24 protein-coding genes and 1 pseudogene are annotated in these 22,265 nt (G+C 64.0%); 18 read left to right on the forward strand and 7 right to left on the reverse strand.

The genetic code is table 11. The annotated features are described in order from the left end of the window. Positions 1 to 189 precede the first annotated feature (189 nt). From CEX88_RS04980 to CEX88_RS04995, 4 genes are all read left to right on the forward strand, one after another. A complete protein-coding gene (locus CEX88_RS04980) occupies positions 190 to 849 on the forward strand; it encodes a hypothetical protein (protein ID WP_094292623.1) in 660 nt (219 codons plus the stop codon). 94 nt (positions 850 to 943) lie between these two features. Next, positions 944 to 1,288 carry a hypothetical protein gene (locus CEX88_RS04985; RefSeq protein WP_420799193.1) on the forward strand — a complete coding sequence of 115 codons (345 nt, stop codon included), beginning with the start codon at positions 944 to 946 and terminating at the stop codon, positions 1,286 to 1,288. A gap of 1 nt (position 1,289) precedes the next feature. Further along, the gene (locus tag CEX88_RS04990; RefSeq protein ID WP_094292624.1) at positions 1,290 to 1,886 is read left to right on the forward strand and encodes an SDR family oxidoreductase; all 597 of its coding nucleotides are present in this window, start codon (positions 1,290 to 1,292) and stop codon (positions 1,884 to 1,886) included. Beyond that, positions 1,883 to 2,641 carry an SDR family NAD(P)-dependent oxidoreductase gene (locus CEX88_RS04995; protein ID WP_094292625.1) on the forward strand — a complete coding sequence of 253 codons (759 nt, stop codon included), beginning with the start codon at positions 1,883 to 1,885 and terminating at the stop codon, positions 2,639 to 2,641. Before CEX88_RS04990 ends, CEX88_RS04995 begins: the two co-directional genes overlap by 4 nt. A gap of 252 nt (positions 2,642 to 2,893) precedes the next feature. On the opposite strand, the gene CEX88_RS05000 is transcribed toward CEX88_RS04995, so the two are convergent. Together CEX88_RS05000 and CEX88_RS05005 are read right to left on the reverse strand one after the other, a co-directional pair. Then, positions 2,894 to 3,538, reverse strand: coding sequence for a TetR/AcrR family transcriptional regulator (locus CEX88_RS05000; protein WP_238381951.1), 645 nt, complete (start codon positions 3,536 to 3,538; stop codon positions 2,894 to 2,896). Further along, a pseudogene (locus tag CEX88_RS05005) lies at positions 3,535 to 3,831 on the reverse strand (SDR family NAD(P)-dependent oxidoreductase); the annotation flags it as partial. The gene CEX88_RS05000 and the pseudogene CEX88_RS05005, both read right to left, overlap by 4 nt. Before the next feature lie 179 nt (positions 3,832 to 4,010). Between CEX88_RS05005 and CEX88_RS05010 the strand changes: the two are divergent. From CEX88_RS05010 to CEX88_RS05050, 9 genes are all read left to right on the forward strand, one after another. Continuing rightward, positions 4,011 to 4,238: a hypothetical protein gene (locus CEX88_RS05010; protein ID WP_238381952.1), complete on the forward strand. Its 228-nt coding sequence runs from the start codon at positions 4,011 to 4,013 to the stop codon at positions 4,236 to 4,238. A gap of 1 nt (position 4,239) precedes the next feature. Continuing rightward, positions 4,240 to 5,004, forward strand: a complete 765-nt coding sequence (locus CEX88_RS05015; protein WP_094292628.1) for an SDR family NAD(P)-dependent oxidoreductase — start codon at positions 4,240 to 4,242, stop codon at positions 5,002 to 5,004. Positions 5,005 to 5,029: 25 nt separating this feature from the next. After that, complete coding sequence (locus CEX88_RS05020) at positions 5,030 to 5,842, forward strand: sugar phosphate isomerase/epimerase family protein (RefSeq protein ID WP_094292629.1); 813 nt, start codon at positions 5,030 to 5,032, stop codon at positions 5,840 to 5,842. Positions 5,843 to 5,900: 58 nt separating this feature from the next. Then, entirely contained in the window at positions 5,901 to 6,386 is a 486-nt protein-coding gene (locus tag CEX88_RS05025) for a VOC family protein (RefSeq protein ID WP_094292630.1), read from the forward strand. Beyond that, positions 6,383 to 7,393, forward strand: coding sequence for a zinc-dependent alcohol dehydrogenase (locus CEX88_RS05030; RefSeq protein WP_094292631.1), 1,011 nt, complete (start codon positions 6,383 to 6,385; stop codon positions 7,391 to 7,393). Before CEX88_RS05025 ends, CEX88_RS05030 begins: the two co-directional genes overlap by 4 nt. A 136-nt stretch (positions 7,394 to 7,529) precedes the next feature. Further along, entirely contained in the window at positions 7,530 to 8,774 is a 1,245-nt protein-coding gene (locus CEX88_RS05035) for an alkyl sulfatase dimerization domain-containing protein (protein WP_094292632.1), read from the forward strand. Next, positions 8,771 to 9,520, forward strand: coding sequence for an SDR family NAD(P)-dependent oxidoreductase (locus tag CEX88_RS05040; protein ID WP_094292633.1), 750 nt, complete (start codon positions 8,771 to 8,773; stop codon positions 9,518 to 9,520). Before CEX88_RS05035 ends, CEX88_RS05040 begins: the two co-directional genes overlap by 4 nt. Positions 9,521 to 9,531: 11 nt before the next feature. Beyond that, a complete protein-coding gene (locus tag CEX88_RS05045) occupies positions 9,532 to 10,716 on the forward strand; it encodes a sulfotransferase family protein (protein ID WP_094292634.1) in 1,185 nt (394 codons plus the stop codon). A 224-nt stretch (positions 10,717 to 10,940) separates the two neighbouring features. Beyond that, positions 10,941 to 12,119 carry an amidohydrolase family protein gene (locus CEX88_RS05050; RefSeq protein ID WP_420799186.1) on the forward strand — a complete coding sequence of 393 codons (1,179 nt, stop codon included), beginning with the start codon at positions 10,941 to 10,943 and terminating at the stop codon, positions 12,117 to 12,119. A 131-nt stretch (positions 12,120 to 12,250) separates the two neighbouring features. Here the strand turns inward: CEX88_RS05050 and CEX88_RS05055 are convergent, their stop codons facing one another. Genes CEX88_RS05055 through CEX88_RS05070 form a run of 4 tightly spaced genes read right to left on the reverse strand, consistent with a single transcriptional unit; the run spans position 12,251 to position 17,168 of the window. Further along, positions 12,251 to 13,786 (reverse strand): class I adenylate-forming enzyme family protein, encoded by a 1,536-nt coding sequence (locus tag CEX88_RS05055; protein WP_094292636.1) that lies wholly within the window; start codon positions 13,784 to 13,786, stop codon positions 12,251 to 12,253. Beyond that, entirely contained in the window at positions 13,786 to 14,985 is a 1,200-nt protein-coding gene (locus tag CEX88_RS05060; RefSeq protein WP_094292637.1) for an acyl-CoA dehydrogenase family protein, read from the reverse strand. The genes CEX88_RS05055 and CEX88_RS05060 overlap by 1 nt, the downstream gene beginning before the upstream one ends. After that, complete coding sequence (locus tag CEX88_RS05065) at positions 14,982 to 15,968, reverse strand: acyl-CoA dehydrogenase family protein (protein ID WP_094292638.1); 987 nt, start codon at positions 15,966 to 15,968, stop codon at positions 14,982 to 14,984. The genes CEX88_RS05060 and CEX88_RS05065 overlap by 4 nt, the downstream gene beginning before the upstream one ends. Positions 15,969 to 15,974: 6 nt before the next feature. Continuing rightward, entirely contained in the window at positions 15,975 to 17,168 is a 1,194-nt protein-coding gene (locus tag CEX88_RS05070) for an amidohydrolase family protein (protein ID WP_066847891.1), read from the reverse strand. 197 nt (positions 17,169 to 17,365) lie between these two features. On the opposite strand from CEX88_RS05070, the gene CEX88_RS05075 reads away from it, so the two are divergent. Then, on the forward strand, positions 17,366 to 18,484 hold the full coding sequence (locus tag CEX88_RS05075; RefSeq protein WP_094292639.1) for an acyl-CoA dehydrogenase family protein: 1,119 nt from the start codon (positions 17,366 to 17,368) through the stop codon (positions 18,482 to 18,484). Between the two features lie 14 nt (positions 18,485 to 18,498). Further along, entirely contained in the window at positions 18,499 to 19,395 is an 897-nt protein-coding gene (locus CEX88_RS05080) for a TIGR03619 family F420-dependent LLM class oxidoreductase (RefSeq protein WP_094292640.1), read from the forward strand. On the opposite strand, the gene CEX88_RS05085 is transcribed toward CEX88_RS05080, so the two are convergent. Next, a complete protein-coding gene (locus CEX88_RS05085; protein WP_094292641.1) occupies positions 19,385 to 19,822 on the reverse strand; it encodes a nuclear transport factor 2 family protein in 438 nt (145 codons plus the stop codon). The two genes, CEX88_RS05080 and CEX88_RS05085, sit on opposite strands and share 11 nt — an antisense overlap. A 50-nt stretch (positions 19,823 to 19,872) precedes the next feature. On the opposite strand from CEX88_RS05085, the gene CEX88_RS05090 reads away from it, so the two are divergent. The 3 genes from CEX88_RS05090 to CEX88_RS05100 all read left to right on the forward strand — a co-directional run bounded on the left by CEX88_RS05090 (position 19,873) and on the right by CEX88_RS05100 (position 22,261). Beyond that, positions 19,873 to 20,505: a cysteine hydrolase family protein gene (locus CEX88_RS05090; protein WP_068192729.1), complete on the forward strand. Its 633-nt coding sequence runs from the start codon at positions 19,873 to 19,875 to the stop codon at positions 20,503 to 20,505. 89 nt (positions 20,506 to 20,594) lie between these two features. After that, positions 20,595 to 21,791, forward strand: a complete 1,197-nt coding sequence (locus CEX88_RS05095) for an amidohydrolase family protein (RefSeq protein ID WP_066847906.1) — start codon at positions 20,595 to 20,597, stop codon at positions 21,789 to 21,791. After that, positions 21,788 to 22,261, forward strand: a complete 474-nt coding sequence (locus CEX88_RS05100; protein WP_094292642.1) for a MaoC family dehydratase — start codon at positions 21,788 to 21,790, stop codon at positions 22,259 to 22,261. Before CEX88_RS05095 ends, CEX88_RS05100 begins: the two co-directional genes overlap by 4 nt. Positions 22,262 to 22,265 lie beyond the last annotated feature (4 nt).

The raw sequence follows: 22,265 nt of genomic DNA on the forward strand, positions 1-22,265 counted from the left end.
GCACATTCTGATCGAGCCCGGTTAGGAGAATCATGGATGATCAGGATCGACGCCGTAAGCGCGGTTTGATCGCGTTTCAGATCTTCATCTACGGCGTCCTGATCGCGATGTTCGCGATTCAGGTTCAGATGTTCTTCACCCGGGACTGGTGACCCGATGACATCGATAGGCGGGAATCCGTCGCTCACCATGGATGAGCACGAAGAGCAGACGCGCGCGGCCCAACGACGTGCCGATCGATGGTGCATCGCCGGCACCGCGCTCATGGGCACACTTGTCCTCGGCATCATCGGCCTACCCGTGTTCTGCCGCGGCATCTACCTGTTGCGCAAGGCCCAGCGCGGCGGCTTGTCGGTCCGGCCGATGATGGTGACACTGATCGGATACGTCATCATCCTCGACGCCGCGCTCAACAGCATTGGTTGGGCTCTGGACCTGTTCGCCAACCACGCGCTGATCACCCGTACGGTCTTCACCGCGTGGGGCAATCTCATCGACGCGGGCTACTTCTGGCATTACAACGAACTCTGGATCGGCGGTGCAGGCGCACCGGGTGAGAAGGCGTGGGTGATGGTGTGCGTGCTGATCGCCTTCCCCATGCGGATCGCGGCCGCGATCGCGCTGCTGCAGATGAAACGCTGGGGTCACCAGTGGACGATCGTGACGTGCTGGTTCGGAGTCATCGTATGGACCGGTTACATCCTCAACATGACGATGTACGCCGACGTCCGGTACACGGCGGTCGGACTGCCGGTCTTCGGGTGGTGGGCTTTCAACATCTTCTACATCACGCCGTTCCTGGCCATCCCGTACCTGCACACCGTCAACCGCGAGATCTTCTCCGACTAGCAGCCGAAAAAGGACCATCGTGACCAACTCCGCTGTGGAACCTAAGGATTCGCCCGAGTCGCTGCCGCTGGGCACCACCCCCACCTGGGCGCGGATGCATAAATGGCTCAAGCGCGGGCTGTACGTCTGCCTGTTCGGGCTGGTCATCGAGGGGTCGCTGACCGTGCCGGTGATGGCGATCTGGTACGGGTGGCCGACGTTGTCGCTGAACGAGATCTGCAGCGAGCTTCTCAAGGTGCGCTTCTCCGACGACAGCCTGGAGTGCCAACAGCCCTATCCGATCGGCGGCCCACCGTTCGGTGGCGCACCCGAAGCGGCCGGCCAGCAAACCGCGCGCGACGAGTGGGGCATTCAGCCCAAGCCCAGGTACGAAAGCATTGGGTTCCGTGAACTGGTCAAGATCCACGAAGAACGCGTGGCATCCCAGTCGAGCCGGTGACGTGACCTCGTCCACAGTGGTGGTCGGTCCCACCGGTGAGCTAACACGGACGCTCGCAACGGAACTCGACACCGTCACCGTGGCGCCGGGAGGCGAGCTACCGGCGGGTATCACGTGCGTGGTCATCGTCGTCGATTTCTGCCCGCGGCCGGTCGACGTAGCAGCTCTGAGCGGTGATGATTGGCATCGCCTCGTCGACGATTCGATGTGGCGAACGCTCACCGCGCTGCAACAGGCGCGGTCGGGTTTTTCGGGCGGCGGGCGAATCGTCGTCGTCGTTCCGACGATTGGGATGGCGGGTGCCCCGGGGCTCGTCGCGTATACGACCGCGGTCGAGGGCATCCGCGCGATGGTGAAATCGGCTGCACGGCAGTGGGCTTCGCAGGGCGTCGGTACCAATCTCGTCGCCGTGCCGTTGTCCATGTTCTCCGAGGACGGAGCCACTGAGGCCGCTCATCTGACAGTCGCGGCCGTCACGGGCGATTCGACCCTGACGCATACCGTCGCCGAGTCGGTGAAGTTCCTGCTGCGGCCCGATCTCGACCATCTCGCCGGGGAGACGATCGTCGCCGACGGTGGATCGGTGATGCTGCCGTGACCCTCACCGGCTTGACCGCCATGGTCACCGGTGCCGGCGGTGGGGTCGGCCGCGGCATCGCGATGGCACTGGCCTTCGAGGGAGCCCACGTCGTTGTCGCTGCCAGGTCCGAGACCGGACAGGCGGTCGTCGACGAGATCGCCGCACGAGGTCATCACGCGACGTGGGCGCGCTGCGACGTGACCGACTTTGACTCGGTCGCTCAGGCCGTCGACCTTGCCGTGATGACAACCGGCCGACTCGACGCACTTGTGCACAACGCTACGAGCAATCGCAGCAGCCAACCGCACCAGTTGATCGACGTCGACCGCGCGCTATGGACCGACCACTCCTCGGTGTCGCTGAGCGGTGCCCACCACTGCGCGGCCGCCGCCTTTGACGCGCTCAAGGAGCGCGGCGGCACATTCATTGTCATGACCTCGCCCGCCGGCATCGAAGGCAGCGCGACTCTGCCGCTCTACGCCACGATGAAGGGCGCGCTGCGCGGCTTCGCCAAGAGCCTGGCGCGGGAGTGGGCGCCCTACGGCATCACGGTCAACGTCTTGTCGCCCCTGGCGTATTCGCCCGCGATGACCGCTGCCATCGAGGCCGAGCCCGCCATGGAAGAGCGGCTAGCGCGACGGATCCCGCTGGGCCGTATCGGGGACCCGGAGCGCGACATCGGTGCCGCCGTCGCCTTCCTCGTCGGCCCGCAGGCGCGCTACGTCACCGGACAAACCCTGGGTGTCGACGGTGGCCACTACACGAATCTGTAAGGCCGGTGCTATAAACGGGCGACTTGCGGTGAAACCATGCCACGCGCATTATCGCGTTGGCGTGTCGGTCGGTCTCCACTCGAGTTCGCGAGTCGCTTTGGAGTGGCCTGCTGGGGCCATGATGTGGAGCAGGCGAACTCCGTTGACGTTCATTGCAGATCTCGTCGCAGTAGTCGACTGGCGAGGTCGCACGGCGAGGGGGTAGGTGCACGCACCGCTATGCCGAATCGTGGGGGTGCGGCCCCCGTACGCTTAGTCTTTCGCGTGTTCGAGTGTTTGGGTGGCAATGCCAGTGACGACTGCTTCGAGAAGCCTCTCGATGTGCTTCGCGTCGCTTTTGGACCTATCGCCGGAGGCATACCGCGTGAACAATCCCGCGATGAATGTGATGACCGCGTCTCCCTGAGCGTTGCGTACATCATCATCAACCGGACCGAGATTGACTGCCGTGATGGCGTCGTGCGTCATCGCCACAATCCGGGACACGAACAATTCGAATGTTTCGGCTAGGGCGGGATCCCTCGCCCCAGCCAGAAGCAGTTCTTGACGCGCAATGTTGAGCAGCAGCCCGTCGCCTCTGGACTGCATGACGATCAGTTCCGCCAATCGACCGAAGGGAGAGTCAGTCTTGGTCGCGGCATCAGTGACCGAACGCAGATTCTCGCAGTCTATGGCCGCGACTCGTTCGCCCACGCCGCGCAATAGTGCAGCCCTGGTTCGGTAGTAGTAAGACGTCGTGCCGTCCGGAACGTTAGCGGCGCGATCCACCTGCTGGTGGGTGAGCCCGCGCGAACCCTGCTCGGCGAGTACGCGGATACCCGCATCGCAGAGTTCGCGTCTTCGCTCGTCGCCGTCGCGTTTTCGTGGTGTGGCAATGCGCACGAGTGTATCGGTCAACGCAGGACCGTCCCCCCGTCGACGTTGATGACCTGTCCGTTGATCCAGGCCCACTCGTCAGACAGCAGGAAGGCGACAAGGGCCGCGATGTCGGTGGGTCGGCCGACCCGCGCAGCCCGGATTCGCTTGAGCGCCGATTTCTCGAAGTCGGGCCACTGCGGCACAGCACGAATCGCCTCTGTCGCGGTGAAGCCCGGGGCCACGGCGTTGCATCGCACCCCCGTCTTCCCCCAGCGCGTCGCCACGTGCCGCGTAAGCGCGCCAACGCCCGCCTTCGAGCCGGCGGACGCCGGCCAAACCTTGCAGGCTCACGACCGCTCCTTCGAATCAAGGCTTTTCCTTGCACAACTCTACCTCTATAGTCATAGAGGTATAGCTCTAGGGACGTAGAGGGGATCAGATAGTGGGCACCCATCGCGAAAGGCCCGGCGCCGACGGGGCTCCAAGCGGGCGGGTGACGTGCGCCGCTCAGATGCGTGACCTGATTTCGGTGATGCGCAGTCCGTACGAGCCGGACGGTGACGAACTCATCGATGACACCGTTCAGCGGATTCGTCGATGGCTCGCCGAACATCCGCAAGATCGGTTCGGTTCTGCCGCTTGCCCATCGGAGAGGTACGGCTTGATCGACGACGGAATCGGGACCGCGTTCGACGAGTACTTCCCCACCTTCGACTCCGAATTACACAGGACTGAGTGACATGCCCGAAACCGAGTCGAAGACAACCGGCCGCAGGCGAGTCCTGGTGACCGGCGCGGCCACGGGTATCGGCGCAGCCATCGTCGACGTCTTCGTGAATTCCGACGCCGACGTGGTCGCTACCTTCCATGAGGCACCGCCCCCGGAGCGCTCGCAAGCCACCTGGCGTCACTGCGACGTCACCAGCGTCGACAGCGTGAACGACACGGTCGACGCGGCCGTCGCAGCGATGGGAGGCCTGGATGCCGTCATCCATGCCGCGGGCCTCTGGCTGCCGGGGATCGCCGGAGCCATTACCGATGCCGACATCGATCGGCTCGTCTCGATCAATCTGCGGGGCACCATTCACGTTAATCAAGCCGCTCACCGAGTCATGCAGGGCTCGGGAGGCCGGATCATCAACTTCGGCTCCGCAGAAGCGGTGATGGGCAGCCCCATTTCGGCGGTCTACGCGGCCACGAAGGGAGGGGTACACGCGTGGACGCGTTCCGCCGCCAAGGCGTGGGCCAGTGAAGGCATCACGGTGAACGCGCTAGCGCCAGCGATGCAAACGCCCGGAGCCGAGCGCCTGCGTACTTTTCTCGGCCCCGAAGGTGCGGCGTTCATGGACGAGAACCTGAAGCTGGCCATCCCGTTGCGCGGAGCTCTCGGCGACCCGGCTAAGGACCTCGGTCCCTTCCTGGTCTTCCTAGCCGGCGAGGGGTCTGGGTTCATCACCGGCCAACTGCTCGCCGTCGATGGCGGCCTCGTCATGCTGGGCGCTTGAGACACCACACCAATCGGAGTACACCATGGACCGGCTGGGCATCGAATTCCTGAGCATCTTCGGCATGCCGCCGATCGAATTCATCTCTCTCACCGCGGAATTGGGTTGCCACTACATTTCTACGGCGCTCTACGGGGTGCCGCTGCCCGAATTGGGTTACTCCACGTATTCGCTCAAGGATGACAAGCGTCTGCGGCGCGAAATGATCGGCGCCCTTTCCGATACCGGTGTGAAGATCTCGTTGGGTGAAGGATTGCTGATCCTGCCCGAACGTGACTCCGCCATTCTGGCAGACGACCTCGACGTGATGGCCGAGCTCGGTGCCGAAAAGGTCAATGTCGTGAGCTTCGAGCCCGATCTACGCCGAAGCTGTGACGAGTTCGCTGCGATCACCGAGATGGCTTCGCAGCGTGGACTGAGTACAGTCACCGAAGTCGTCCCGGGTTTCACCGTCGGAGACCTCAACACGGGTATGACGGTGGTTGAGTACGTCGACCGGCCCGAATTCCGCCTGCTGATCGACACCATGCACATCGCCCGGTTGGGCGCGCAGCCCGCCGACCTCGCAGCACTCCCCGGGGACAGCATCGGATACATCCAGCTGTCCGACACCACGTTGGTCAGTCGATTCGACGACTACAACTTCGAGGCCATGAACGAGCGCCTGGTACCCGGTACAGGTGAGGTGCCCCTGAGGGAGTACCTGGCTGAACTCCCCAAGGACGTCGTCGTCGGCCTCGAAATGCCGCAACGCGAAGCGGCCCTGGCCGGTGCCGGGGCAGCCGAACGACTGCGACCCGGCGTCGACGCGGCGCGGGAACTACTCGGATCCCTTTGATGGCCGTCCGACATTGTCCACGAGGAAAGGCAACGAATATGGAAGAAGGACAACGAGAATGAAGGCAGACGATCTGTACCACTGCGGGCTCGTCGTCGAAGACTTCGATGCCGAGATGGCATTTCTCACCGACGTAGTCGGTCACCGGTGGACTGAGACTATCGAGGTGGAGCAGACGGTCGAAATCGACGGCCGGGACGAGACCGTCCCCTTGCGGCTGGCGTTCTCGCTGAGCGAACCACGACTGGAACTCGTCCAGGCCGTTCCCAACACCGTGTGGACCCCTTCGACGTCGGGCCTACACCACCTCGGATACTGGTCCGACGACATCGATGACGACATCGCGACACTGCGAGGAAGTCACTTTATTGTCGAGGGCCGGGGTCTGACCCCCGAAGGCGAAACGCTCTGGGCGTACTGCAAAGGACCGATCGGTCCGCGGATCGAACTCGTCAACCGCGTGATGCAGCCCGTAATGGAGAGCTTCTTCGGCATGGGGGAAACCCAACCCACACGCGTGGACGGCGATCGGTCGATCCCATGAAGCAGGCGACAGTCATCGCCGTCGGCGAGACGGGGTTGATCGATGTTCCGAAGCCGCAAACCGGGCCGAACGACGTCCTGCTGCGCATGCGGGCTTGCGGTGTATGCGGGTCCGACGGAATCTACATATCCATGGGCGGGGTTCCACCCGTGGAGGGTCGCATGCCTCTGGGCCACGAACCCGCGGGTGAGGTCGTCGAGGTCGGCGCGCAAGTCGTAGGCATCCAGGTCGGGGATCACGTCGTGGTCAACCCGATGAGCGCGCCGAGCGGCATTATCGGAAACGGCGGCACCACTGGGGCGTTGGCGCCGTACCTACTCATCGAGAACGCGGTGCGAGGACGCAGCCTCGAGGTGATACCCGAGCACGTGCCGTGGGAGGTCGCAGCGCTCAACGAGCCCATGGCCGTCGCCCTACACGGCGCCAATCGCTGTAACCCTCGAACCGGGGACAAGGTCGTCGTCTTCGGTGCCGGACCGGTGGGCCTCGGTGCGATACTGGCCTTCAAATCACTTGGCGTGGGCCACGTGATTGTCGTGGATCCGATCGCCGGCCGTCTCGAAAAGGCGCTGCAAGTTGGCGCTGACGCCGTGATCAATCCCTCCGAGGAGGACGTCGTCGCTCGCCTGCTGGAACTGCACGGCGAGGGCGAGTCAATGTTTGGAGGTCGGGTCGGCACCGATGTCTACCTCGACGCGGCGGGCGCGAAAGTCGTCGTCGACACCGTGCTGTCGGCGGCGAAGCGGGGTGCGCGCTTGACGATCGTGGGCGTCCACAAGGAACCCGTGTCGGTGGAGCTGCTCAACGTGATGGGCAATGAAATCGAGATCGTCGGATCCTGTGGGTACCCTGACGAAATCTTCGAAGTGACAAAGGATCTGGTTGCCAACTGGCAGAAGTACGCCGTGATCGTCAGCCACAAGATTCCGTTCGATGATGTCGAGGAGGCGTTGCGGCTGGCGGCCACCGCCGGTGCCGCGGACAAGGTCATCGTGACGTTCCCCTGACGTTGCGCGCGACCATCTTGGGGCTAACCAATACGGGTCCGTGGTTCCGCCCAAGGCGCTGAGTTGCATCGGGGTCGGCCGGTTGATGGCCATTGTCGTTCACATGCAAAAACTCTAGAGACGAAGAGGAGATCACATGGTGGGCATACATCGCGAAAGGCCCGGCGTCGATGCCCTTGCGGTGGCTACTGGCGATCCCGCTACCGCGCTGAGCGACGACGTGTGGATGTCACCGGGTATCTCGAACTCGTATGCCGTTGGCACCGATGACGGTCGCGTGATCATCAACGGCGGGGTCTTCTTCGAGGGGGAACGCCACCGGAAGGCCTATGCCGAAGTGCCGGGGCCGACACGCGCGATCGTGATCACGCAGGGTCACGCGGACCACTGGGGCGGAGTCAAGGCGCTTCTCGAGCCCGGCACCGATCTGATCATGCACTCTAATTACCGGTACTGGCGCGATGACAACTTGCGACTCATGGGCTATCGCGGCGCCAAGGCCTCCTTCGCATTCCCTCAGTTCCTGGCCGCAACGCTCGAATACTTCAATACAACTGACCCGGCGACCATCGACCTGTCGTTCCCCGAGCCAACCACCACTTTCGACCGGCGTCACCCGATAACGATCGGCGGCCGCCGCATCGAATTGGCCTGGACACCGGGCGGTGAGACCACTGACGCGCTGGTGGTCTGGCTACCCGAAGAACGAATCCTGTTCACGGGCAACCTGTTCGGTCCCCTGTTTGGCCATGTACCGAACCTCATGACGATCCGTGGCGACCGCTACCGGGACCCCGTCCTTTACATCGAGTCGCTCAATACCGTGCTCGAGTTCGCCCCGAATCGATTGATAACAGGTCATTTCGACCCCATTGAGGGTGTCGACCGCATCGCCGAGGAGGTCACGGCCATGCGAGACGCCATGCAGTTTGTTCACGACCGGACCATCGAGCTCATGGCCGGTGGCGCAGATGTATACACGGCGATGCGCGCTGTGAGTGTGCCGGCCGATCTGGACGTGGGCGAAGGTTATGGAAGAACGCCGTGGAACGTCCGCGCCATCTGGGAGATGTACGCAGGCTGGTTCCAACACCGTTCCACCACCGAGCTGTTCGCGATTGCGCCGATGGCCGTCGCCGAGGACGTTGTGCGCATAGCAGGCATAGAACCGCTCGTCGAGGCGGCCCGTGCGCACGTCGCCGAGGACCGACCGCTGTCCGCGCTGCAGCTCACCGACATCGTGTTGGAGACCGAGCCGGGCCATGCGGATGCACGAGCCGTCGCCATAGATGCCCACCACGCCCTACTTGCGAGCGCCGAGAACTTCTGGGAACGAGCCTGGATCACCAAGACCATCGACGATTTGAGGACCGCCGAATGAACTCGATCGAATTCGACTTCACCGGGGCAAGTGTGTTGGTGACCGGAGGTACCAGCGGAATCGGCTACGCCATAGCGTCCGACTTCGCCGCCGCGGGCGCGAAGGTCACCGTCACCGGAACGCGGGCCAACGCATCGGACTATCCCGACGTCGATCTCGGGGGGCTGACGTTCACCCAGTGCCAGCAGTCCGATACCGAGTCGATCGACGCCCTCGCCGAGTCTCTCGGCGACCTCGACATTCTGGTCAACAACGGGGGCGCACCTTACGCCGCCCAGAAGGACGAGTGGGACCCCGACGGATACGTGGGTTCGGTGGCCGTCAACATGTTTGCGCACATGCGTCTGACCATGGCGTGCCACGAACGGCTCCGGGCGAGCACGCTCGCGGGCGGCAGCAGCGTCGTATCCATTGTTTCGATGTCCGCGTTCGTTTCCGCGGTGTTGGTGCCTGCCTACAGCTCGTCGAAGGCCGGCATGGTGGCCTTCACCAAGAACCTCGCGCGGCGCTGGGTCGACGACGGCATTCGCGTCAACGCCGCAGCGCCGGGGCTCATCAAAACGAGAATGACGGCGCCGGTCGCCGATTTCCCCGAAGCACTCGAGGTGGAGATGCGGCACACGCCGATGAACCGAATGGGCCGCGCCGAGGAAATCTCGCCGGCTGTTCTCTTCCTCTGCAGCGACGCTGCGTCCTACATCACCGGTACCACTGTTGCCGTCGACGGCGGCTACTTGACCGTCTAGGAGCACCCATCTTGAGTCAATTCGATGACGTGACAACGTCAGACGACGTGCTGCGCCTTGCTATGGAGGCGACCGGCGTTTCGCAAACGCAGTCCGAGTCGTGGCGCCCAGGACTCGACATCATGCTCGATGAACTCGCCACGTCGACTGCGTTCAGCGCGCATGGTCGGGACTACATCATCGACAACTGCGTCAAAGCGCTCGCGCGTCGCCTCAAGGTGGACGATTACGCCGAGAAACACCACGAGGTCCTCGACGCGCCTGTCGAGCGTCCGATCTTCGTCTTGGGCATGCCACGCACGGGTACCACCGTGATCAGTTACCTGCTCGATCAGGATCCGACTCGGCGGTCGCTACTGCATTGGGAGTGTGTCCATCCGATCCCCCCGGCCACCACTGACACCCTGCGCACCGACCCACGATGCCTGGCGCTGATCGAGGAACAAAACCAGCTGCTCAATGCGCTTCGCAGCGCTCATATGTCCGTCCCACACTGGGAGGACGCCGACGGTCCGACCGAGTGCATGTTCATTCACAATCAGGATTTCAAGGGCTTGTCGTGGGATGCCTTTCTGAAGACGTCGCGGTACACGGAGTGGTTGTTCGAAGAGGCGGACATGACGACCACTTACGAATATCAGAAGCGATATCTCCAGGTGCTTCAGTCCACCGCGCCGGGAACGTGGAGTCTGAAGATGCCGTCTCACTCCGTGCACATCGAGGCCCTGCTCAAGGTATTCCCCGACGCTCGACTCATCTGGGCTCACCGCGACCCCTACCGCGCGACCGGGTCGTTGGCCAATCTCTGGAGGCTGCCTAAACAGCTGACGCTACAACCTGATTCGATCGACCTCGCAGACATGGGGCGACAGGCTCAGTGGCAGATGTCCTACCACGTCGACAGGCCACTGCGGGCGCGCGAGCGCATCGGCGACGAACGCTTCTTCCACATGTACTACTCCGAGATGATGCGCGACCCGCTCGATGTCATGCGGCGCATCTACGCTTGGACGGGTGATCCGCTCACCGAGGACACCGAGCGCCGGATGCGATCCTGGCTCGCGGCTCATCCCCAAGATCACTACGGCACCAACACCTACAGCTTGGATGAGTATTCGCTGACCGTGAAGGCGCTCGAACCGACGTTCGCCGAGTACCTCGACACCTTCCCCATCGAACTGGAAGCTAAAGCGTGACGATTGTTCCGCTGCGACCCGCTGACTTCTATCACACTGCTCCCGGAAGCCGCGGAATGGCTTGCGCATAGCCCTACGATCGAACGTTCCAGTGCGAGAATGTATCCTCTCGTTTTAGGATAATGTCATTGCCAACGGGCAGGACGAGCGCCTTTGCTGGATAGATATCGCTGCCGACCCTGGCGGCCTGACCGCTGGACACAGCGATCGGAGAGGAATTGACGATGACCGAGTCCAAGGCATTCGAAGTGTGGGATGCCGACAACCACATGTACGAGACCATCGACGCCTACACGCGCTACCTTCCTGAGAAGTACTCGGAGGCGTTGAAGTTCGTCGATGTCAAGGGACGCAAAAAGCTGCAGATCCTCGGTGTCATCACCGAAACCATCCCCAATCCGACCTACGAGGTGATCCCCACTCCCGGCGCGTGGGCCGACTACTTTCGGGGCATAAATCCAGAAGGCAAGACGCTGCGGGAGTTGGCCGAGCCCATCCGGTGTCCCGACGAGTTCCGCCGCCCCGACCTGCGTCTGGCATTGATGGACCGTCAGGGCGTCGACGGGGCGGTGATGTTCCCGACCACAGCGGGCATGCTTGAGGAGCGCACGAAGTCGGACACCGAGCTCACCCACGCGGTCACGCATGCGTTCAACCGCTGGCTGCTCGAAGACTGGACGTTCAACTACCAGAACCGGATCTTCCCCGTCCCCGCTATCTCGCTCAACGATCCCGCACTGGGTGTGAAGGAGCTCGAATGGTGCCTGGACAACGGCGCCAGGACGGTACTGATCCGTCCGGCCCCGGTACCGCGCGAAGACGGCACGTCGCGCTCGGCCGCTCTGCCCGAGTTCGATGACTTCTGGCGACTGGTCGAGTCTTCGGGCATCTCGGTGCAAATGCACAATTCGGACTCCGGCTACGAGCGCTACGTCGACGACTGGGAGGACCCGGCGGAGTTCAACGGATTCGCGCTGAGCAAGCTACGAGGCTTCATCTACGAGGAGAGCCGCAACATCTTCGACACCCTCGCCGCCTTCATCGCTCACGGCGTGTTCGAACGCTTTCCCGGGGTACGCATCGGGGTGATCGAAAACGGGGGCTCCTGGGCGCACCGCTTGTTGGACGTCTTCGACCGCGTGTACCACAAGCGGCCGTACGACTTCAGCGAGCATCCCAGCGACGTCTTCCGCAGGCACGTCTGGGTCAACCCGTTCCACGAGGAAGACATGTCGCATCTCATAGAGATCCTCGGTGCCGACCGCGTGATGTTCGGTTCGGACTATCCGCATCCAGAGGGCCTCGCCGAACCAGCGGATTTCGTCAAGGAACTCCAGAACCTGCCGGCCGAGACCACCACACGGATCATGGGCCGAAATCTCAAGGAGCTGATCGGTATCTAGACCGGCCGTCGCCGGCGTTCGAGGCTTAGCGGGTTGATTGCACGCACCAGGTGCGGGCAATCAACCGGTTAATGGATACCGATGCAGCTCGGATGCAGTCTCCCGGCGGCGAAGCGGGCGAGTCAACGCGGCTATCCGAAGCGTGCGCGCAACTCGTTCTTCAAGACCTTGCCTGTGAGGTTGCGCGGCAACGCCTCCACCAGCTGCAGGCTCTCCGGACACTTGTGCATGCTCAGACCCTGTTCTCGGCAGTGCTCGGCCAGCATGGACAGCGTCACCTCGGTGCCGGGTTGAGCCACGACGACGGCGCACACCCGTTCGCCGGTGCGCGGGTCCGGCACCCCGATGACCGCGACGTCGTCCACAGCTGGATGGCTGGCCAAGACGCCCTCGATCTCGAGCGCTGAGATGTTCTCCGCGTTGCGGATGATGGCGTCCTTGATGCGCCCGGTGATCGCGACGTTGCCGTCATCGTCGATCCGACCTCGGTCACCGCTGCGAAACCAACCGTCGTCGTCGAATGCATCCGCGTCCAACGATGCATCGACGTAGCCGAGGAAGCACTGGGGCCCCTTGAGGCGCAGTTCTCCTTCCTCGCCCACACCCACCTCGCGCTCGTTCTCGTCGACCACGCGTATGGAGACCCCCGGCACCGGCCGTCCAACGGTGTGGTCGAGAACCTCCGGTTCGCCGTCCGGCGGCGGCGAGGTCACCACCGGAAACTCGGTCAGACCCCACGAGTTCGCGATCCCCGCCACCGAAAGCGTTTCGCGCGCTTGGCGTCCCAACTCGGGCGTGATCGGCGCGCCTCCTCCGACACACCCGCGTAGATCGGGAAAGAGCGGTTCGGGACCATGTTCCCGCTGCGCCGCCATGTAGGCGACGAAGAACGGGGTCGCCGAACCGAGCATCGTTGGACCGTGCGCGGCGACTGCCTTCGGAGTGTGGACCGGATCGAAGGTGTCGAACAGGACCAGGCGCATACCGGTCAACAGGCTGGCGGCCAGCATCGCGGCGCCGCCGATGTGCGAGACCGGAAACGCGATGGGGTTGATGTCGCTGTTCGAGGCGCCGAACATGCCCACCACCCCGGCCGACCCGGCGATCACCGAGCGGTCACAGTGCCGGATACCCTTCGGGGCCGCGGTCGTGCCCGACGAGTAGTACACCCACCGCGCCTCCTCGGCGTCCGTCGGCGGCGCCGGCAGAAGCGCCGGATCACCCGACGGCAGGCGGAGTTTCCCGGTGATCGGCGCGCTGTGGTCGACCACCACGATCGTCATCGGCCGCTCGCGTATCAACTCGTCGGCGAGCGCGACATGATCGAATCCGCGCCACACGCCGGGAACGATAAAGACCTCGGAACCGAGCTGCGCAGTGACGAAACGGACTTCACTCTCGCGCCAGATCGGCAACACAGGGTTCTGGACCGCGCCGAGACGGGCCAGGGACACCATCACGACCATCGTCTCGAGGGTGGTCGGCAACTGCCACGTCACCACGGTGCCTCTGGTGGCTCCACGTTCGAACAACCCGGCGGCGGTGCGCTCCGCCGCATCGTGCAACTGGCTGTTCGTCAGGCTGCGACCGTAGTCGTCGGCGAGTACGACGCGGTCGGGGTGGTTCTGAGCCGCCGCTTGGATCAGACCCCAATAGGTTTGCGCCATCAGCGAGTCGGCAGCAGCAGGCGTCGCTTGGCCAGGATGTTGCGCATCATCTCAGAGCTGCCACCGGACACGGTGTATGCACGGGACCATAGCCAGCATTCTTTCAGACGCTGTTTGGCAAGCGCCACATCCGAATCGGCGGAGACGGTGCAGACCATTGTCGACAGCTGCGCGCCGTAGGCCGAAACACGGTGATACGTCTCGGCAAAACTGAGCTTGGCGATCGAACCGTCGCCTGTCTGCTCGGCGCCGGCCACCAAGCGTTCGACATGGTCGTCGATGAAGGCTTTCGCCACCTCGACCTCGACGGCCAACTCCGCGACCTGGTGCCGGATGTCGGCGTGTTGCAGGGCCGGCTTGTCGTCGATGCGACCGTGACGGGCCACTGTGACCAGATCGTCGATCAGAAGTTCCAGCAGGATGACGTTGCCGCCGATGCCGAACCGTTCGAAGTCCAGGCCCGCCATGATGATCGACCAGCCCTGGCCAGGCTCTCCGATCAGGCTGTCGGGAGGGATGGTCACATCATCGAGGAAGACCTCGTTGACCTCGATCGCCTCGTTGATCGTGCGGATCGGGCGGATCTCGATGCCCGGTGAGTCCAACGGCACGATGAATGCGGACAGTCCGTGATGACGCGACGACGACGGGTCGGTGCGGATCAGGGCCAGGCCCATGTCGGCCCAGTGCCCGTCGGTGATCCACGTCTTCTGCCCGTCGATCACCCATGACCCGTCGGGCCGATGCGCGCCCTTACAGCGCACCGCGGCGATATCGCTGCCGGCATCGGGCTCGCTGAGCAGCTGGCACCAGACGTGCTCGCTGCTCCGGATCCGCGGCAGCAGAGCGGATTTCTGCTCATCGGACCCGAAATGCAGCAGCACATGAGCGGCCAGGTTGACCTGATCAACGGGGCGCGGGGCGCGGGCACGCAGGATCTCCTCGGAGACGATCCGATCGTGCAGTGGGTGGTGATCGGCACGGCCGCCGTATTCGACGGGCCAGTCCGCACCGATGAATCCAGCGACGAACAGCGAGGCGAACCACGTGCGCAGCAGGGCTTCCTGCTCGGCCGTCTCCGGTGCCCGGTGCCCCTCTCGGGCCTCGAACGGTGGTGCATGTTCAGCGATGTGTGCCCTGACGCGGTTGCGGAACTCGGCGAATTCGGCCTCTCTGGGCCGAGTCTGCGGGGCGCTCACCAGCCGACCCTATCGGCGAACAAAGCGCGGCTGGACCGCGCGGTGCCGAGTAGACACGCGTTCGTGAAAACCCGGCGCAATTCATGGTGCAGCGGGTATTCCCAGGTGAATCCGATACCCCCCGAAAGTTGCATGCACTCGTCGACCGCCGCTGTGGCGTTCGCCGCGATGAAGGAATGCGCCGCGACGGACAGGGTGACCGCGTCGCTCGTGGTGGTATCGGAGGACAGCGCGCGCGCGGCCTTGGTGAGGACCGCGCGGGCCTTGGCCTCGAACACCGACAGTTCCGCCAAACGGTGTTGTACCGCTTGGAAACTCGCGATCGGTGCACCGAAGGCGATCCGGTCCTTGAGGTAGGTGACCAGCCGGTCGAAGGTGGCCGATAGTGCACCGAGCGAATCCGCGCTCAGCAGGATTCTGGCCAGTGCGAGTAGTTGCTCCGCCCGTTCGGGTCCGCCGATGGGCACGCTCTGTGCTCCGGAGAGGTCGACACGCCACACCGGTCGGTTGACGTCCAACATCTCTTCGTCGGCTTCCCGCGGCAGTGTGTTCGCCGCCTCGAACAGATGAATCCCGTTGCCACCGAATGTGACGATGATGTCCACCGACTCGGCGCCCGAGACACGCGTGACATCAGCTGCGAGGGCGCAGGCCGCCGCACCGGTGCCGTCGAGCATGGCGGGCAACCACTGATCACGTATCTGCGGCGGCGCCGAACTCAGCGCCCCAGCGGCCGTGACGCTGCCGAGCCAGTGTGTCGAGTTTCCCGAACGTCCGAGTTCCTCGGCGATGACCGTGGTCTCAACCGGACGCCACCCACTGCCGCCGAGATCCTCGTTGACCAGCAGCCCTGTCCAGTCCATCGCCGCGAGGTCTTTGAGGGAGTCGTGCGTTCCGCACTCTGCCAGGAAGTCGCGCGCCGCGCCACGTACCAGTTCGATGTCGGCCGCATCGTCGAGGGCGGCATCTCCCTCAGTGCCCACCGGTGGTCAGCTCCGCAGCAGCAGATGTTCGGCGTTGTCGCGCATGATGCGACGCTTCGCCGCGTCATCGAGCGGGTCGAGGAGTTTGAGGAAGTCCGCCGGTTCGGCCAGCCCCTCGGCGTGCGGGAAGTCCGAACCCATCACCAACACGTCGTCGTACCCCAGGCTGGAAACGATGCCCGGGATGTCGTCCTCGGGGTACGGCACGACGCGGACGTGCTGTCGGAAGATCCTGGACGGCCGCTCGGTCAGCTTGCCTCCGATCCATGGGCCGTTGCGCCCCATGCCGCGACTCTTGTCCATGTGCTTGAGAAAGAACGGCACCCACTCGGCGCCGTGCTCGGCGACCAACGCGTTGAGTTTCGGGAAGCGGCCGAACAGATTGTCGAAGATCAACGCTGAGAGCGTGTCCTCGATCGGGCGCTGACCGTAGATGTTCATCCACTGCCACGCCGACATGTGCCAGGACGCCGGGTCGGGGTTATGCCCCCAGGCAGGCGAGATCGCGTTGAAGTACCAGAACGGCATGATGTGGTACACGAGCACGCAGCCGGCTTCCTGCAGCCGCGCGTAGACCGGGTCGAAATACGGATCGCCCGGCGACCGCCCGTAGGCGGGCCCGGTCGGCAGCATCACGAACTTCGCACCTTCAGCGATGATCGCCTCGGTCTCGGCGATCGCGGAGTCGAGATCGCGCAGAGACAACAGCGCGGTCGCATAGATGCGGCCCTCGAAGTCGAAGCCCCATTCGTCGTCGATCCAGCGGTTGAACGACCGCAGGTTCGCGTACAGCGCCGCTGTGTCGTCGACGTAGTGTTCGGCGGCCAGTGCCATTCCGCTCGGATAGATCACCATCCGTTCGACGTTCTGCTTGGCCATCACCGCGAGCCGCGCCGAACGTTCGACGTACTCCGGCTGCATGGGTTGCGGCTCGTAGGACTCCTCGGGGTTACCCGACCCCATCTGGCGGAGCATCTCCTTCAGCGAACCGGGGCGGTACGCCACATCCAGACCGAGGCCGCCCTCGCTGTTGAACGTCGCAACGCGGTGACCGGCGAGAATCACCTCAACGCCGTCGGCCCCCCGCACGGTCGTGATGGCACGGTCCTTGAACTCCGCGGGAAGGTACCTGGTGAAAGCATCGCGCGTCTCATAGCAGTGCGTGTCGCAGTCGAAAATGCCGTAATCAATGGTGGTCACCGCGCCGCCCCTTCGTGCGAGAATGATTATTCTCTCTTTCAGGAAAAGATACTATCCTCGATCGAGAATGCCTATCCGGGGTTGTCTCGATCCGATGTCGTCTCCGTTGGACCATTCGCCCCAGGAGAGGTTCACCGCGTCAGTGCGGAAGGAAAAGATGACTGCAGCAACGGTATTCGCCGCGGCGGGAGGTATCTATGTCCACCGCTGAGGCGGTCGATCACCACGACCTGCGCGAAGCAGTCCGCGATTTTCTCACCGCCAGGTCGCCGAGCAGCGCCGTTCGAGCCGCGATGGATTCTCAGCCCGGCTATGACGAGCGGGTCTGGCGCGAGTTGACCGCCGACCTCGGCCTGGCAGCGATCGCCGTGCCCGAGGAGTTCGGGGGCGCGGGCGCGGGCCTGCCCGAACTCGCGGTCGTCTTCGAGGAGATGGGCGCGGCCCTGCTGTGCGCCCCGTTCTTCTCCACCGTCGCGCTCGCGATCCCGACGCTTCTCGCCAGCGGTGACACGGTCGCAATGCGGGAGTATCTACCCGAACTTGTCGTCGGATCGAGGACCGCCACCGTCGTTCTGAACGGAACCCTCGATGCGTGGGAGCCGAACGCCGTCACGCTGACGGCACGCACTGACGGCGGCCACAGCCGGATCGACGGAGTCGCCGAACGGGTCCTCGACGGTTACACGGCGAATACCGTTCTCGTTGCGGCAAATACAGCTTCAGGCATCTCGCTGTTCGCGGTGGACGGGGACGCCGACGGGCTGGGCCGCGAACCGTTGACGACGCTCGACCGGACACGCAAGATCGCCAAGCTGAGCTTCGACGGCGTCGCCGCGCGGCTCATCGGCACCGACGGCACCGTCGCGGCCGCCCTCGAGAGCGCATACCGGGTCGCCGTCATCGCCCTGGCCTCAGAACAACTCGGAGCGGCGCAGCGCTGCCTCGATATGGCCGTGGACTACGCGAAAGAACGCATCCAATTCGGCCGTGCCATCGGCAGCTTCCAGGCCGTCAAACATCGGTGCGCAGACATGCTCGTGCTGGTCGAGGGGGCGCGATCGGCCGTGTGGCACGCCGCCGGACTGCCTGAAGGTGAGGAGCGAGCGGTGGCGGCTTCGGTGGCCAAGATGGCCTGTTCAGAAGCGTTTCTTCAGGTGGCGCTGGACAACATGCGGATTCACGGCGGCATCGGATTCACCTGGGAGCACGACGCACACCTCTACGTCCGTCGCGCGAAGGCCAGCCAACTGATCTTCGGTACCCCCGCCTACCACGCACAACGCCTGGCGGACCTCGTCACATCATCAAGCCACTAGCCGGAAGGACGACCGTGACCGTTTCATATTCGCTTGAACTCCCCACTCAGCGGGTGGAGGAGGCATCGGAGTTCGTCAATGCCGAAGCGATCGCCGAGATCGCGCGCGCCGCCGAGTCCAGCGGATTCGCCGCTGTACACGTCACCGACCACCCGGCACCCGATGCCAAGTGGCTCGACCACGGCGGGCACCACGCCCTTGATCCGTTCGTCGCGCTTTCGTTCGCCGCCGCGGCCACCACCGACGTGAAACTGCTGACCAACGTCTACATCGCCGCCTATCGCAACCCGTTCCTGGGTGCGAAGTCGATTCAGAGCCTCGCTGTCCTGTCCGGCGGCCGCCTCATCCTCGGCACGGCCGCCGGCTATCTGAAACCGGAGTTCAGAGCGCTCGGAATCGATTTCGACGCCCGAGGTGCGCTGCTGGATGAGGCGCTCGACGTTCTAAGCCACGTGATGACCGGTGATGACGTCGCCTACGAAGGGACATCGTTCGCCGCGCGCGGTGTCCGCCTGCGCCCGGTGCCTGCGGCCCCGCCCGTCTGGGTGGGCGGGAACAGCAAGCCTGCCGTGCGTCGCGCGGTGTCTCGCGCCCAGGGTTGGGCGCCGTTCAACACGTTCGGCTACGCGGCGGCGTCACGAACCGCGGAGATCTCCTCCATCGAGGACCTGGAAGCCGCGATCGTGTGGGCGAAGAAATACGCTGCTGAAGTCGGTCGAACCGAGCCGCTGGACATCTGTTTCTCTGCGGGCAACCTGCTCGACGACAGCAAGTCCTCCGACGAACGGCACGCCACCATCGCGAAGCTCGAAGCCATGGGCGTGACGTGGCTGACCATCGCCCCTCAGGGTGCCGATCGCCCCGAGGTGATCGATCACGCGCGGGCGTTCGCCAAGGAATTCATCGCATAAGGCTTCCCGTTGCAAACCCGTCGACACTGATGCGCCTGTGCGCGAACAGCCATCGGGTGTCGCGGGGCACCAGGACGTCTCGGTACCGGCCCCAATGGTCGAGTCCGATGTCTGTGTGCACGGCGAAATAGCTGCTCACTTCGACGCGATCACGCGCCACCTGCCCGAACCGGATACTCGATACATGGTGGCGGACGTGAGACAGCGCTGGGCGCCCGGTATCCGGCTCCCCGGCGATGGCGGCACCGAGACCCGCTTCGATCGCGTCTGGGCCCTTCAGCGGCTCGTCACCACCGCTGAACTCGAGGACGCCGTCGGGCTCGAAGCACTGCGCCAGCGCACGGAGATCGAACCGATCGGTGGACGCGGTGTAGTCGGATAACGTCTGCCGAACCGACTCTCGAACCTCGAGCTCCCAGGTGTCCATTTCTCCTCCGAAGTAAACACAATTGCCGCTGCACGATAACGTGTGTTCTCATGCCGCAACCACGCCTGCAGGACCTCCTCAATCCCGCCACGACCGCGCTGGTCACCCAGGAGTGCCAGGGGGGAGTGATCGGCCCGCAGGCCGGTCTGCCGATGCTCGCTGAAGAGGCACGCCGCGAGGCGATCCCGAACATTGCGAGGCTGCTCGATGCGGCCCGCGCGGCCGGGGCGACAGTGGTGCATTGCCTGATTCAGAAGCGCCCGGACAACCGCGGTTCGAACACCAACGCCAGGTTGTTCATGGCGGGTAAGTCTTTCGCCGCAGACCTGACCCCCGGAAGCCCGGGCGCCTCCGTGCTGCCCGAACTGGGTCAGGCACCCAGCGACATCGTCCTCACCCGCCTGCATGGCGTCGGGCCCATGACCGGCACGGACCTCGACTCAGTTCTCCGGAACTTGAACATCAAAACTATTGTGGGCGTCGGCGTCTCGGTCAACATAGCCATCCCGAACTTCGTCATGGATGCGGTCAACCGCAGCTACCAGTTCGTGCTGCCCCGCGATGCGGTGAGTGGGTATCCGCGCGAGTACGCGGAGTCGGTCATCGACAACACGCTGGCGCTGCTCGCGACGGTGACGACGACGGACGACGTCGTTCAAGCCTGGAAGGAGATCGGCACCTGAGCCGATATGGATGTCGCGATCGCATGGTGATAACGTCATTCTCACTAGCCGTAAATGCTCATATTCGCTGCTCCTAGGAGGTCGGCCACATGCCTACTCGGTCCCTGCCGTACCCGGTCTTCGACATCGACAACCACATGTACGAGACCACCGACGCGCTCACCAAGTACCTGCCGAAGGAGCACCGCGGCAAGGTCGGCTACGTCGAGGTCAACGGACGGCCCAAGTTGGTCGTCAAGGACCACATCAGCCACATGATCCCGAACCCGACGTTCGAGCGGGTGGCCAGGCCCGGCAGTGCCGAGGACTACTTCCTCGGCAACAACCCCGAGGGGCTGAACTTCCGCGAATTCATCGGGGAGCCAATGGATGTCATCCCAGCGTTCCAGGCGCCCGCACCCCGGCTGGAGCTGATGGACGAACTCGGCATCGACCAGTGCGTCATGTACCCCACGCTGGCGAGCCTCATCGAGGAACGCACCACCGACGACGTCGTCCTGACCCATGCGATCATCCACGCCCTCAACGAGTGGATGCACGAACACTGGACGTTCAATTACCGCGACCGGATCTTCGCCACGCCGGTGATCTGTCTGCCGCTGGTCGACGAGGCCATCAAGGAGTTCCGCTGGTGCCTCGAGCGCGGCATGAAGACCTTCCTCGTGCGGCCCGCGCCGGTCCCGAACCGGTTCGGGGGTTCGCGATCGATGGGCCTGCCGGAGTTCGACCCGTTCTGGCAGGAGGTCGTCGACGCCGGCATTCCCGTGACGTTCCACGCGGCAGACAGCGGCTACCAGAAGCACCTCATGGAATGGGAGGGCGGCGACGAGTACCTGTCGTTCAAGCCCAGCGCGCTGCGCGAGGTGGTGATGGGCTTCCGGGCGATGGAAGACACCCTGGCCGCCCTGATCTGCCACGGTGCGCTCTCGCGCTTCCCCGACCTGAAGGTACTCGTGGTAGAGAACGGCAGCGGCTGGGTGCGAAACCTTCTGCGCCTGTTGGACAAGGCCTACCGGACGATGCCCAAGGAGTTCGACGAGCATCCTGTCGAGGTGTTCAAACGCAACGTCTACATCCACCCGTTCCTCGAGGACGACATCAAGGGAATCATCGAGATCATGGGTGAAGACCACGTGATGTTCGGCTCGGACTTTCCCCACCCCGAGGGCATCGGCGACCCGCTGAGTTTTGTCGACCGCCTCGACGGCATCTCCGAGACCGCCAAGGCAAAGATCATGGGCGGCAATGCCATCGAGCAACTGGGCCTTCAAACGGTCCCGGCATGACGCAGACAACCGCTTCGCCGACGGAGTACGACGGAATCGCCGCCTTCGAAGAGCACGTGGGCGAGCATCTGGGGTACAGCGAATGGCGCCAGGTCACCCAGAAAGAGATCGACCTGTTCGCCGAGGCGACGGGGGACCACCAGTGGATCCACGTGGACGCCGAGAAGGCGGCGAACGGGCCCTACGGCAAGACGATTGCCCATGGCTATCTCACACTGTCGCTGGTACCCGTTCTCGTCCAACAGATCTACAAGGTGACCGGCTTGTCGATGCAGGTCAATTACGGCGTGGACAAACTGCGGTTCCCGGCACCCGTTCCGGTCGACTCACGCATCCGCGGAGGCGCCGAGTTGATCAAGGTGGAGCGCACCAACAACGGCGCCAGGGCCACGGTGCGGGTCACCGTCGAGGTCGAAGGCTCCGAACGGCCGGCCTGCGTCGTCGACACCATCGCCGCGATGGTCGACTAGGTCG

Source organism: Mycobacterium neumannii, from assembly GCF_002245615.1.
In the GTDB taxonomy this organism is placed as follows: Bacteria; Actinomycetota; Actinomycetes; order Mycobacteriales; family Mycobacteriaceae; genus Mycobacterium; species Mycobacterium neumannii_A.